This is a genomic window from Cellulomonas fimi, assembly GCF_012952065.1.
GTDB classification, from domain to species: Bacteria; Actinomycetota; Actinomycetes; order Actinomycetales; family Cellulomonadaceae; genus Pengzhenrongella; species Pengzhenrongella fimi_A.
Genome location: NZ_JABCJJ010000010.1, coordinates 85,870 through 99,560 on the forward strand (window position 1 = coordinate 85,870; position 13,691 = coordinate 99,560).

Genomic DNA, 13,691 nt, shown 5'->3' on the forward strand with positions numbered 1-13,691 from the left:
GTCAGGCCTTCCGTGGCGTGCGTCCGCGGGTGGCCGATGCAGGCCGCCACGCGTCGAGGTCGGTGCGGGTGAGCCCGAGGGCCTGCAGCTCGTGGTCGAGCATCCCGGTGATCGCCGCGGCGGGGCTGCCGCCGCGGGCCGGGTCGGGGTCGGCGTGCCACTGGTGCAGCCACGGCTCCAGCTCGGCGAGCCCCGCGAGCAGCGGCGTGAGGGCGTCGGTCTCGGCACCCTGCTCCTTCGCCTGCCCGACGGCGCGGGCCAACGCGAGCGCCTGGTCCGCGTGGTTCCAGCCGGCCCACCCGAGCACGGGCGAGGTGTCACCGCTGCGCCCGACGCCCGGGTAGGAGATGAACCGCTCCTTGGGCACGTCGAGCTTCCCGCGGGCGCGCCAGGCGGCGGTCGAGCGGAAGTCGGCCTGCGCGTACTTCGGCGGGACCGGGATGGTGACGCGCTCGCCGGCGTCCTCGCGGCGCTGCAGGTCCCACACCTGCTGCCACTCGCGGAACTTCGTCATGCCGCTGTCCTTGAGCCGGTACGCCGCGAGGTACGGCACCGCCTCGTCCTTGACCAGGGCCGTGAGGGTCTGGACGGCGTCGTACTGCGCCGAGCCTGTGAGCCGCGTCAGGACCGCCCGCAGCACGTCGTCGTCGCGTGTCTTGTCAGCCAGCTGCGCGACGGACAGGGTCGAGGCGCCCTGCGGGTCGCGCCACAGGTCGGCCGACTCCAGCCGGTCGAGCGCGAGGGTGCGCAACGCGTCGGTCAGCTGCGACTCCCACGACGCGGTCGCCCACCGTCGCTTGTACTCCGGACGTTCCAGCAACCGGATGTGCGGGTTCGACTCGATCGCCGCGAGCCGACGCTTGACGACGTCGCGGTAGTCGGCGGGCCACTGCGCCGGAAAGTCGGTGATAGGAGTTGAGCCATGTCGCTCGAACCAGACTGTCTCGTCCGTACCGGCCTCCATGGCGCGGGCTAGCGCAATCTCGAAGGCTCGCTCACCGAAGCGGAGTGTGTCGAGGGCGCCGGGATAAGTGAGGTCGTCGTCGACCAACCCGTAGAGGCGGTAGGCGTTCCAGTCCAACTCTTCCTGTTCGTAGATCATGCGCTCACGTGTATGCCGCCAAGCAGTCCGAGCATCCCCGAGTGTGTCGAGTCTGTCTCCAATTCCGTGACGTTCGACGAAACTTCCGGGAGCGCGGCCCGCGGCACGCACTGCGAGCTCCTCCAGCCTCCGTCCCCTGGCAATCGGTAGTGCGGACGGAAGTGGGAACTGCTGCAACTTGGTGCCTGTGAACTCATACGTATCAAACGCCGGATCGCCAGTGACGCGCGCGCCGGAGGTATCTGTTGAGTCTCCCCGATTTTGAGACACCTGCTTGAGCCAAAAGCAGGCGGTGCTGGTGTTGAGAATGGAAAGCAAACCGAGATGGTCATCTTCTGTAGCGCCGACCTGCAACTTGATAGCCGGAGCGGTCTGCTTGAATACCTTTCCGCCCCGGTCAAGCACGAAATGGTTGTGCGTCGCTACAAACGGGAACGCAATCGACATCGGTCGCCGATATCTGGCCGGAAAAAACATACTATGGTCGAACCAACGCAGCCCCCGCTGCTCAGGCGTGTGGCCGAAGTCGACTCGCTGCTTGAGAGCCGTCCGCATTGGCCACAGCTCGCGTAGAAACTCCGAGCTCGGCTCCCTTGGCTCCCCGCCGTCCGCGTAGGGAAAGAGAGTGGCTGTCTCGCTTGAAAGCGCGAAGTCACGAACCTCGTCGCCCAAGACGACAGGAACTAGCTCGTGAACTCCGCGGCGCTGGCCGAAGCGGCGGTCACGATAGAAGGCCTCATCTAACCCGGTGTGAGTCGTCCTACCGATCTCGACGTCTAGATCACCGAGAATCCTCGATGTACGAGATATCTCCGCCAGGACTTCGGCCGCACTGCCGCCCGAAAGCGACCACGGGTGGTTCCTGAGGAGATCTCGGTCGAGCCGTGTCACCGTGACGAATTTCCCGTCGTGAGCCTCGTCATCGATGTGACCGGTGATTTCAGACCACACGAGTCCAAGCCCCGGATCGGTTGGCTGGCCCGGCTCACCCCGAACTCCCAGAACCGCCTTGATTGAGTTGCCGCTTGCGCGCCTGCGCCGTCCGACGAGGATGACGGTCGGTGTTCCGTGGCCAGGAATATAGGCGCCGGACGTGTCGATCACTGCGGTGAGGTCGACCGGATTGCCGAGGTCGTCCCCGGAAAGGAGGCGCTCGATCACCTTGGTGCCAAACTCGCGCTTCATGAACGAGTTCGACGTGATCTGACCGACGTGTCCGGCGCCGCCGTCGGCTCCCTCGCGCTTGGCGAGCCGGAAGAACAGCTCCATGAAAGGGACAGAGAGCGCGTACTGCCGGTGACAGGTCGCGTACGCCTTCCGATACGCCTCGGAGAGCGCCGGGTCCTTGACGGTGATGTACGGCGGGTTGCCGACCACCACGTGGTACCGGCCCGGCGTGAGGATCCCGGCGTACTCCGAGAGGTCCTCGGCGGCGTACGCGAACGGTTCGTCGTCGTCGTCGGCCAGGAGGCCGAGCTCCTGCTGGACGCCCTGCTCACCGAGCAGCGAGTCACCCACGGCTAGGTAGTAGTCGAACGCCGGAGCCGCCGTCAGCGTCGCGTCCCCGCTGGCCTTGAGCGCAGCGACCGTCAACCGGAACCGGGCGATCGCCACGGCGAACGGGTTGAGGTCCACCCCGTGGATCGAGTCGAGCGCCCTCTGCACGCGCTCCCGCGAGCTCAGGTTCGGTGCGTGCGCCCGCCACGCCTCGTCGAGCCGCGCGAACGCGCCCAGCAGGAAGTGCCCCGACCCACACGTGGGGTCGATGAGCTTGAGCCCTCCCAGCCCGAACTCCTCGATCGCCGGGGTCAGCGTGCGGTCGAGGATGAACTCCTCCACGAACACCGGCGTCTGCAAGAGCGCGTACGTCTTCTTCGCGTGCTCGGAGAGGTCCTGGTAGAGGTCGCCGAGGAACCGGGTGCCCAGGTCGGGGTCGGTGAAGTCGTGGACCAGGGCGCCGTCGTCGTGCCGGCGACGCCAGAACGCCACGAGCGCGTCGGCCGCGGAGTCGCTGATCAGCGCCCGCCACACCGGGTTGTGCCCGGGGTCCACCAGGCCCCGGCCCGCGGGCAGGTCGGCCAGCGCGCGGAACGCGAGGTGCAGCCAGTCGCGGGAGTTGTCCGTCGGGTGCTTCTCGTAGTGCGCCTGCTGGTTCTCGACCGCCTGCGCGGTGCGCTCACCCGGACCGGCGATCCACACGGGCGAGCCGCCCGCCGTCGGATGCCCGTCGAGCAGGTGGTTGTCCTCGCAGAACCGCACGAACGTCGACGCGAGGATCCACGCCACCGCGGCCTGCGCCACCTCACCGTCCCGCCACACCGACCACGTCAGCGCCGTCCGGCCGCGCGCGGTGGCCCGCGCGTGCTCGGACCGCAGCGCCCGCGACCACTCCACCTCGGGGTCCTCGGACTGCGCGCGCAGGTCGCCCTCGAGGGCGGCGAGCTGACGCTTGAGATCGGCGAGCAGGGCGGACGAGACGATCACGCGGGGACTCCAGGGGCGGGACGAAGTGCGGACAGGTCCTCGGGCAGGTCGATCCAGCGGTCCGCGCCGAGGGGCACGGGCCGGCTGTCGAGCATCGGGAACGGCTGGCGACCGTGCCGCGGCACGAGCAGCCAGCGGGCCGCCGGCCGGGGCTGCGACTGGTCGAGCAGGTCGGAGACCAGGGCGGTCATGCCGTAGCGGGTCAGCGGCGCGGCGTTGAGCAGGAGCAGCGGTCGGGGCGTGGCCACGAGCCGCTTCCACGGCTCGGCCATCGCGTCCGTGACGAGGCCGACGAGGTTGTCCCAGTCGCCCCCCGACCCGGGCTCGGCGTCGGTCCGGAGCACGAGCTGCCAGTCGACGCCGTCGCGGCCCGCGAGCGCGCGCACCGCCGTCAGCAGCTCGGCGGCGACGTCGACCGGCTGGACGCCGTAGAGGTGGGCCAGCGTCGACGTCGCGCGCTCGTAGCTGCGCGGCGGGACGCACAGGGTCAGGGCCGAGCTCCGGCGCAGCGAGGACCGCAGCAGGCTGTCCGCGACGTCGGGCGCCTCGGCCGGGACGTGCGTGCGCGAGGTCGTGGACAGGCGCGACGAGCCGTGCGACGTGCGCTCGTAGTGGTCACCCTCCCAGCGCATGCCGGGGACCGCCGCCGTGACGACCTGGTCCAGCGCGGGCCTGGGCGGGAGCGCGGGCAGCGCCGGGAAGCGGTGGCCCACGCGCTTGCGCACGCCCGCCTCGGTGAGCACCGTCACCGCCGCACCCCGCAGCGCGACCGCGGCCGCCTCGGTGAGGTCCAGGTCCGGGCGGTAGAGCTCGTGGAAGCTCGAGAGCTGCACCGACCCCGCGCTCGCGGCGGCGAGGCGCAGCACCCGGTCGTCGGACAGCTCGGCGCGCAGGAGCGGCTGGCTGCGCAGCGCGGCTCGGGCGACAGACGCAGGGACGACGGCGCGCTCTGCCGTCAGTGCCGCCGCCGTCGCCGCCAGGGTCGCCGCGTCGTCGAGGAGCGCCTCCGCGGCGGCCACGTCGCCGCCCGGCGCGGTCGCGACGACCACGGCGCCGCCCGGGACCCGCCGGAAGGCCAGACCCGGCTCCTTCGACTGCCGGTCGGACTCCACCACCGCCCGCACCAGACCGGCGGCCCTGCGGAGCCGGACCGACCCCTCCGCCGTCGACCCGTGCCGCAGCAGCACCGCCCCGGCGAGCTCGGGCAGCGCCGCGACGCCTTCCTCCGCGGCGAGGGCGGCGTCGACCTCCGCGCGCACCTCGCGCACCACGCTCGACCGCTGCCACCGGCCGGCGGCCTTCTCGAGCGCGTCCGTCACGTCGGCGCGGGTCCGGCCCGTGGCCGCGGCGACCTCGGCCGCGCTGGGCCACAGGTTCGACCCCAGGACCGCCGCGTCGCCGTCGTCGGTCATCCCCAGCAGGGCGCGGAGCGCGTCGACCTCCGCGCGGTCGGCGGACGTGCTCCTCGGCAGGAGCCGGGCGAGGAACGTCTCGACGCTGCGGTCGGCCCCGACGGGCTCGGCGTGGTCCGTCGTCGTCGCCACGGCGAGCAGCCGGGACCGCCACCGACGGATGCGGCGCTGGATCTCCTTGCGGTGCTGCTCGCCCATGCCCGCGATCGCGTTGATCTGCATCGGCGAGGTGCGCAGCAGGTCACCGACGGTCTGGGCGGGGACGCGGCTCAGGGCGGACAGGGCGCGTGCCGAGAGACCCGACTCCGTCAGCGCCGTGCCCAGGGTGGCCGCCTCGGCGGCGGCGTCCCGGGCGGCGTCGTCCAGCTCGTCCGAGGGGGAGTCGATCGCCGCGAAGAGCCGGTGCCAGGCCTGCGCCATCGCCGCGACGTCGGCGAACCGGTCCGCGACGTCGGGGGCGAGCGCCTGGGCGAAGAACCCCGAGAGCGGCGCCGCGACGGAGGCCTCGAACATCTCCGGGGTGATGACGACGCGATCCGTCATCGACGCGGGCGCGAGCTCGCCGTCGACCCACCACGGTAGGTCGGTGGCGGCCATCTCGAACAGCGTGGCGGCGACGGCGTAGAGCTCGGCCGCCCGGTCGTAGCGACGGCGGGCGCGTCCCCTGGACGACCGGGAGACGGCGATGTACGGGTCCAGGTAGCCGCGCGTCCCCGAGCCGAGGTTCTCCAGCGGTTCGCGCGCGAGGGAGAAGTCGAAGAGCACCAGGCGCGGCCTGCGGGTGCCGGGGTCGGCCTGGATGCCGAGGTTGGCCGGCTTGATGTCGCGGTGGAAGAACCCCCGCGAGTCGAGGTACGCGACGGCTTCCATCAGGTCGGCGCCGAACCGCTCGAGCTCCTGGAGCGTGGCGCGTCCGCGGTCCTTGATCCGGGTGGCGAGCGTCTCCTTGCCCGCGTCGGAGAGCAGCAGCGCCGTGCGGCCGTCGACGTCGAGGGGCGGTGCGAGCAACCGCACGAGCCGGGGGTGCTCGAGCTGGGCGAGGACGGCCGCCTCCTCCGCCAGGCGGCGGGCGGCGGAGTCGTCCCGGGCGATCTTGAGGATCACCCCTTCGCGGACCGGCTCGGTGTCCTCGACCAGGAGCGCGACGCCGGTCGAGCCCTGGCCCCGCTCCTCGCGCACGATGAAGCGGTCGGCGATGGTGTCGCCGCGGCGGGCCTCGAGCGGGTCCTGAGCGCGCGGCCGCTCGTCGACCGGGGCGTCCTGGTCCGGGGACGTGAGCGCGTCCTCGACGTCGTCGAGGCCGGCGAGGAACTCCTCCACGCTCGCGATGCGGTCCGCCTCGACCCGGGTGGTGGCGCGGCGGACGAGGTCGGCGACGACGTCGTCGAGCGCGGGATCGGCGAGCTGAGGGTCGAGGGCGCCGTCGGCGTCGAGCCGCTGCTGGAGCTCGGCGAGGGTCGCGGCGGGCGGCTCACCGGTGAGCACGAGGTAGCTCAGCGCGCCGAGGCCGTAGACGTCGAGCGGGATGGGCGGGAGGTCGTCGGCGCCGCGGTGGGTCTCCGGCGCGAGGTAGACCCAGTCACGTTGAGCGATCAGGCCACGGACGTCGGCCGTGCCGAACGACGTCGCCGACTGCGGGGCGCCGCCTCCGGCTGCGCTCGATGCCGCCGGGTTGCGACGACCGCTCTGCCAGTCGCGGACCACGAGCTCGGGCGGCTTCGCCGCCGTGTTCACGTAGACCTGGCGCGGGGTCAGCGCGCGGTGGACCAGCCGGCGCTGGTGCGCGTAGCGCAGGATGTCCGCGAGCCGGCGGACGAGGTCGAGCCGGTCGCCCAGGCCGAGCGTGGCGCCCGCGTCCGCGAGGTAGGCGTCGAGCGGGACCTCGGAGTCCGAGTGGTCGTAGATGAGCGCGGGGCCGAGACCCGACTCGACGAGCTCCTTCGGGCACGCGATCCCGCTGTGCTGGATGCCCTGGGTGAACAGGAACTCACGCCTGGCCGCCCGCTCGATCTCGGCGCGGGCCTCCGCCGAGGCGCCCGGCTTGAGGTCGAAGAGCCTGATCCGGCGCTTGACCGCCGGCGCGGCGGGGTGGGCCGCGAGCAGGTCCTGCCAGGCGGGGCCGTCGTCGAGCGGGTCCGCCTTGTCCAGCGAGTAGTCGCCGATGTAGCGGTTCTTGGGCGTCGGACGGAAGCCCGCGTGGTGGTCGAGCAGGGTGCGGATCTTCGTCGCGCGCGGACCGTCGATGACGCGCTGGGCGTTGGTGGGTGGGGTGTCGAGCACGTCGCTGAGGGATCGCGTCAGCCCCGTGACGCCGTACCCGTCGAGCGCGACGACGCTCGCCTGGGCTGTCTGGTCCAGCTCCACGGTAGAACCCTTGCCGTGCAGCACGACGAGCGGCTCCACGAACGGGACGGTCCGCCGGACCTGCTCGTTGGGGGCCATGCGCTCGAGCAGGCTGCGCAGGCGCTTGGCCTTGCCGTCCGTGGCGAAGAGGGGGTTCCGCTCGTTGCGCACGTGCCCGTTGGGCTGGGTGTGGCGCCAGTTCTGCTGGTCGCCCGCGACCCGGCCGTGCCACCCCTTGAGCTCGACGACGAAGAAGCCGACCTTCGACATGAGCAGCAGGTCGACCTCGGCCGTGCGGCCGTCGAGGTCCACGAAGGTGAGGTTCGTCCACGCGTGCGTGACGGCGTCGTCGGGCAGCAGGGCGCGGATGGCGTCGAGCGCAAGCGCCTCGTCGGTGGAAGCGGGCTCGCCGAGCTTCTTCCACTGGTGGGACGTCGACTTCACCGCTGCTCGCTCCGTTGCTGCTCACTCCGGCCGATGCCGGCCGATCGGGTCGCTCCGGCGCTGGTGCGATCATGCCAGGTCATCGGCTTCCCCCTCGGCGGTGCGCCCGACGGGAGCGTCGAGGTGGTCCGGAGCCCCATCAGCCCAGCGGAGCCCACTCGACCGTGACGGGCCCGCGGCCAGCCGTCTCACCGAGCGCCTGCCGCTGACGCTTCGCCGCGTACAGCTGCTGGTCCGCGCGCAGGTACAGCGCCTCCGGGTCACCGCCGTCCCGGCCCAGCGTCGCGGTGCCCGTGCTGCACCGCGTGCGCTCGCCCAGCAGGGCCTGGAGGCGCTCGGCCAGCAGCGCGGCGTCGTCGGCCCCGCAGTCCACGAGCAGGACGGCGAACTCGTCCCCGCCCAGCCGGCCGACGCTGTCCCCGGCGCGGACGGTCGCGCGGAGCTGCTCGCCCACCCACCGCAGCAGGTCGTCACCGGCCGCATGGCCGTGGGTGTCGTTGACCGCCTTGAACCCGTCGAGGTCGAGCACCAGCAGCGACAGGGGCGCCGGCAGCCGGTCGACCCGGGAGAGCGCGGCGGCGAGCTCGTCGTCGAAGCCGCGGCGGTTGAGCGTGCCGGTGAGGGCGTCGTGCCGCGACAGCTCGGTGAGACGACGGCGCTGGACCGCGGCGTCCCGACCGTGCAGCCCGCACGCGAACGCGAGGCTGAGGAACGCGAGCATCGTGACGGCCGGTCGCCACGGATCGGACACCCCCTGGACCAGCGCGATGACGAGGTAGGCCCCCGCCATCGTGCCGATGATCGGGATCGCTGACCGGCGGGGCGCGCTGAGCGCGACGAGCGGGATCGTGGCGAGCATGCCGAGCGACGCGGACGACTCGATCCCGCCGTCGAGCACGATGTAGAGCGCGCCCGTCCCGGTCGCGAGCGCGGTGAAGACAGCGAGGTACCGGCGCGTCCGCGCCGAGCGTGCGAGCCAGTCCGCCGTGAGCACCGCGCCCAGGCCGAGGCCCACCCCCACGATGCTCAGCACCAGCAGCGGGACCACCGCAGCGCGTTCGGCGAGCACGGCGTAGAACGCCCCGACCAGGAAGCAGAAGGCGCTGAGCCACCCGGTCTGCGTGACCGCGTGGCGGCGACGCTCGAACCGCGAGACCACGAGCTCGGTGGTACCGGTGCGCGGAACCGTCGGGGCGGGCCTGCGGACGTGGCCCGCCCGGCCGCGCAGCACCTTGTCGGCGTACAGGCGCTCATCGGCGCGACGCCGCAGCGTCTCGGCGTCACCGCCCCCCGACGGCGCGGTCGCGTAGCCGACGCTCGCGGGCGACTGCGTCGCGAGCAGCTCGCGGAGCCGCTCGGTGACGGTCGCCGGACTGTGCGTGCTGCCGGTGAGGACGACCGCGAACTCGTCCCCGCCGATCCGGCCGACCACGTCGTGGGAGCGCACGGCGTCGCGCAGGGTCGTGCCGGTCCAGCGCAGCACCGCGTCGCCCACGCCGTGGCCGTGGGCGTCGTTGACGCCCTTGAACCCGTCGAGGTCGAGCAGCACGAGCGTCACCGGCTGACCCGTGCGCGCGGCCCGGGCGAGCTCCTGGTCGAGACGGCGGTCGAAGGCGCCGCGGTTGAGGCACCCGGTGAGGGGGTCGACGTCGGCCATCACCGCGAGGCGCCTACGGAGCGACCGCAGGGCCTGGGCATGCCGGAAGCAGACGGTCGCCAACATGACGAAGGCGACGGTGAAGACGGCCGCATGCCCCGGGGGCGCGGGCCCGCCGAGCACCGCGACGATCACGTAGAGCAGCACGGTCCACAGCACGTACACCTGGAGCCAGTGCCGGCTCACGACGATGGCCATGAGCGTCATGCCCGCGTAGGGGACGACGCCGAGCGGGCTCGCGACGCCGCCGTCGAGATAGGCGAGCAGCGCGTAGAGGGCGAGCGTGAGGACGGCGAGGACCGGGCCGACCTGGACGACGACGGGCCGGGCCCGCGGCTGCCCGACCCCCCACAGCGTCAGTGCCGCCGCGACGAGGAGCACCACCACGCCGACCACCATCAGGGGCCGGTTCGGGTCACCCCAGGTGGATGCGAGATAGCCCAGGATCATCACCGCGGAGAGGAGGGTCCCGGTCGAGGCGCGACGGACGACCAGGGTCGCGTTGCGGCTCACGTCCCTCGTCTCGCGTCTCATGCGTCCTCCGTGGCCGTCGGATCGAACCGGACCGGTGCCCGGACGCGGCCCATCCGTCGTGCCTATCGGCACAGGGTGGTCCAGCGTGAGCGGCGGTCCGCCCAGTCAGCGCGCGCGGACGCGGGTGAAGTTGCGCTCGTGAGCGGTTCAGCGGCCGGCGATCGCCGCGCGGTCCGTGCCGGTGAGGCGCGAGGTGAGGTCGACGGCGTCGCCCCAGTACCGCGCGTAGTGCTGCGGGTCGGCGTTGCGCTGGACGGCGTGGGCGGCGAGCGTCGGGCTCATCGTCTCGCGGGCGCCGACCCGCGCGAGGGCGCGGAAGAAGCTCGTCGCGCTCGCGGTCGGGTCCATGCGCTCGGCGAGGCTGCCCCACGCGCCGTTGTCCCGCTGCTGGAAGAGCCCGCGGCTGTCGGGACCGGCCTTGTCGCCGCGGTCGAGGACGCGCAGCGACGACTCCCCGAGCGCCGTCATGACGCCGATCGCCTGGTCGCGCAGCGAGAGGCCCAGGGCCTGGCCCGCGCCGACGACCGCGGCGGCGTTGTCGACCTGGGCCTGCGTGAACGCGGTCCCGGTGCGGGTCGTGAGCGGACCGACCGCGGCTGCCGCTGCGACCGCGCCCGCGGCGGGGCCGGCCGGCGCGAGGCCGCCTTGCGCGAGGCCGGCCGGCGCGAGGCCGCCAGCCTGCGCCGTGACCTCGGCCGCGAGCGCGGAGGCGAACTGGCTCGCGGTGCCCGACGACGTCGTCGTGCCGAGCGAGGTGCCGGCGCGTGCCGCGGTGGTCGGGGCGGCCGGGGCGGCCGGGGCGGTCGGGGCCGCGAGGGGGGCCGCGCGAAGGCCGTCGAGGGTCGCCTGGATGGTGGCGATGCGATTCCCGATGGCCGCGATGCCGTCCACGTCCGCCCTCCTCCCCGCGATGTGTCCGTGCTCATCGTCCACACGCGGCCGGACCTGAGGCTTCGGGCGTGCGGTGGCCGGCGCGCGGCCGGCGTGCGACGTCACCCGATCGGAGGCAAACGGACGTACAGGAGGAATCAGGAGCATTCGCGCGAGAGGATCGCGGTTCGGGCTCGCGCGCAGTAAGGGGTGTCGCCGTGGTGGCAAGAGCGGCGCATGCGGGTGTGCTGACGCGCGCACCGGCCGCCGATGGGCCGCTCACTCCCGTCCTCGAGCGTCTCGCCCCGGAGCTGTGGGGCCTCGTCGTCGCGGTCCACGGTGTGCTCCGACCGGACGAGCGGCACCGGGTCGTCGAGCTGCTCCCCGATCTCGAGGCGACCGTGGGTGACGGCCTGGACGTCGAGCGTGGGCTGCTGCGCGCGGACTGGAGCGTGTGGGTCTTCACCGCGGCGTGGCTCGACGTCGCGGGCCTCTCGGGCGAGACGCGCGCGCTCCGGGAGCTGAGGCCGCTGACCGACGCCGACGACGTGCTCGCTGCCCGTGCGGTGATGCGCTCGGTCGCCCTCGGGGCGACCCGGGCGTCGATGGTCCTGCAGACCTCCCTGTACGACCGGCAGCTGCTGGACGCCTGGTACGTCGCGGACCGGGTGGGGCGGGACCTGACGCGCGCCGCCGGGTCGCCGGTGGCCATGGGCGGCGAGCCGCTCTCGCCGGCGATGCCGGCGTCGCCCCAGCTGCGCGTGCTGCTCGACCTCGGCGCGCGGGCGACGTCGGACGCGGCCCGGCTCGCGGTGTGGCGCGTGATGGAGTCGGGCGGGCTGGCGGCGGGCGGGGTCGACGACGTGGGCGCGGCGGCCGAGCGGGAGCTCGGTGGGATGGTGGGCCGGTTGCGGGCGTCGGCGATCGACCTGCTGGGGCGGGCGGCGCAGGTCGGGGTGTGACGGGCGGGTGAGCGTCCGCCGCCCGCGGTCCATCAGGATTCATGCTTCCGGCCGAGCGGTGGCGCTGGGACCGGTTCGCTGCCCGGGCCGGATAGGCGACCACCACGATGCGCCCCCGGGCCATCCGACCGACGATGTCCCCCATGACCCGCACCACCGCGCGGCCCGCCCGGTGACCGACGCGCCCACCGCCGCCGTCGGCTTCCGGTCCGAGCGCGGCCCGATCCTCGTCGCCCTGATGGTGACCTCGGGCCTCATCGCGATCGACGCCACGATCCTGGCCACCGCCGTGCCGACGATCGTCGGTGACCTCGGCGGCTTCGCGCAGTTCCCCTGGCTGTTCTCGATCTACCTGCTCATGCAGGCGGTGTCCGTCCCGATCTACTCGAAGCTCGCCGACACCCTCGGCCGCAAGCCGGTCATCCTGACCGGGATCGCGATCTTCATGATCGGCTCGGTGCTGTGCGCGCTCGCGTGGAGCATGCCCGCCCTCATCGCGTTCCGCGCGGTCCAGGGACTCGGCGCGGGTGCGGTCCAGCCGATCGCGATCACCATCGCGGGCGACATCTACACGCTCGCCGAGCGCGCCAAGGTCCAGGGGTACCTCGCGAGCGTGTGGGGAGTCTCCGCCGTCGTCGGTCCGACGCTCGGCGGCGTGATCTCCGAGTTCGCGACGTGGCACTGGATCTTCCTCGTCAACGTGCCGCTGTGCGTGCTCGCGGGCGCGCTGCTCGTGCGGCACCTCGACGAGACCGTCGAGCGCACCCGGCACCGCATCGACTGGCTCGGCGGCGCGCTGCTGACGCTCGGGGTCAGCCTGCTGCTCCTGGCGCTGCTCGAGGGCGGGCACGCGTGGGCGTGGACGTCTCCCGTCGGCGTCGGCGCCTTCGCGCTCGGGCTCGTGCTGCTGGTCGCCTTCGTGCTGGTCGAGCGCCGGGCCGAGGAGCCGGTGCTGCCCCTGTGGGTGCTGTCCCGCCCGCTGCTGCGCAGCACGTCGCTGGTCGCGGTGGGGGTCGGGGTGGTGCTGCTCGGGCTCACGTCGTACGTGCCGACGTTCGTCGAGATCCGGCTCGATGCGTCACCGCTGACGGCGGGGCTCACGCTGGCCGCGCTCAGCCTCGGCTGGCCGATCGCCGCGTCGCAGTCGGGCCGCCTCTACCTGCGCATCGGGTTCCGGAGCACCGCGCTGATCGGCGCGTCGCTCATCGTCCTCGGTGCCGTGCTGCTTGCCTTCGTGTCGCGGTCGCCGTCGGTGCTCGCCCTGGGTGCGAGCTGCTTCCTGGTCGGGTTCGGCATGGGCTGGGTCGCGTCGCCGAGTCTCATCGCCGCCCAGTCGAGCGTGGGGTGGGGTGAGCGCGGAGTCGTCACCGGGACGAACCTCTTCGCCCGGTCCATGGGCAGCGCCGTCGGGGTCGCGGTGCTCGGTGCGCTCGTCAACGGGGTGCTCGACGGGCGGGACCCCCGGGACGACCCTGCGCTGTTCGCCACCTCGGTGACGTGGGTGCTGGTCGCCGTCGCCGTCGTGGCGGTCGGCGTCGTGCTGGCGGCGAGGTCGATGCCGCGGGGTCCCGCGGTCGACGCAGCGACAGTGGACGACGCCGGAGCGTAGGTGGGCAGTGGGTGTCCGGCTTCGGTTGGACCTCGCTCTTCCTCCGTCGGACGACGTCGGGGGTCGGGACGGAGCGTCGAGCTGCGGCGGCGCCCGCGGGAGTCGGCGGGCCACGCGGGAGTCGGCGGGGCCACGCGGAGTCGGCGTGCCACGCGGAGTCGGCGGGCCCCGCGGAGTCGGCGGGCCCCGGGAGTCGGCAGGCCCCGGGAGTCGGCAGGCGCAGGTGCTTGCGGTACGCCTGTCCGAATTGCTACTATTCGAACATACGTTCGAA

Annotated in this window: 6 protein-coding genes; 2 read left to right on the forward strand and 4 right to left on the reverse strand. The window is 73.1% G+C overall.

Annotated elements, in window-relative coordinates; translation table 11 throughout:
• Position 1 precedes the first annotated feature (1 nt).
• From pglX to HIR71_RS17445, 4 genes are all read right to left on the reverse strand, one after another.
• Complete coding sequence (gene pglX / locus HIR71_RS08550; RefSeq protein ID WP_169324636.1) at positions 2–3,586, reverse strand: BREX-2 system adenine-specific DNA-methyltransferase PglX; 3,585 nt, start codon at positions 3,584–3,586, stop codon at positions 2–4.
• On the reverse strand, positions 3,583–7,785 hold the full coding sequence (gene pglW / locus HIR71_RS08555; RefSeq protein ID WP_169324637.1) for a BREX system serine/threonine kinase PglW: 4,203 nt from the start codon (positions 7,783–7,785) through the stop codon (positions 3,583–3,585). The genes pglX and pglW overlap by 4 nt, the downstream gene beginning before the upstream one ends.
• Positions 7,786–7,924: 139 nt before the next feature.
• A complete protein-coding gene (locus tag HIR71_RS08560) occupies positions 7,925–9,976 on the reverse strand; it encodes a GGDEF domain-containing protein (RefSeq protein WP_169324638.1) in 2,052 nt (683 codons plus the stop codon).
• Between the two features lie 147 nt (positions 9,977–10,123).
• Positions 10,124–10,867 carry a hypothetical protein gene (locus HIR71_RS17445; protein WP_169324639.1) on the reverse strand — a complete coding sequence of 248 codons (744 nt, stop codon included), beginning with the start codon at positions 10,865–10,867 and terminating at the stop codon, positions 10,124–10,126.
• Between the two features lie 197 nt (positions 10,868–11,064).
• Between HIR71_RS17445 and HIR71_RS08570 the strand changes: the two genes are divergently transcribed.
• Complete coding sequence (locus HIR71_RS08570) at positions 11,065–11,808, forward strand: hypothetical protein (protein ID WP_211373957.1); 744 nt, start codon at positions 11,065–11,067, stop codon at positions 11,806–11,808.
• A 172-nt stretch (positions 11,809–11,980) separates the two neighbouring features.
• On the forward strand, positions 11,981–13,417 hold the full coding sequence (locus tag HIR71_RS08575) for an MDR family MFS transporter (RefSeq protein WP_311836185.1): 1,437 nt from the start codon (positions 11,981–11,983) through the stop codon (positions 13,415–13,417).
• The last annotated feature ends 274 nt before the right edge of the window (positions 13,418–13,691 follow it).

What these genes read in the sequence shown, in the direction of transcription:
- HIR71_RS08560 (WP_169324638.1), bottom strand. Translation starts at nt 9,976, where the DNA reads ATGAGACGCGAGACGAGGGACGTGAGCCGCAACGCGACCCTGGTCGTC.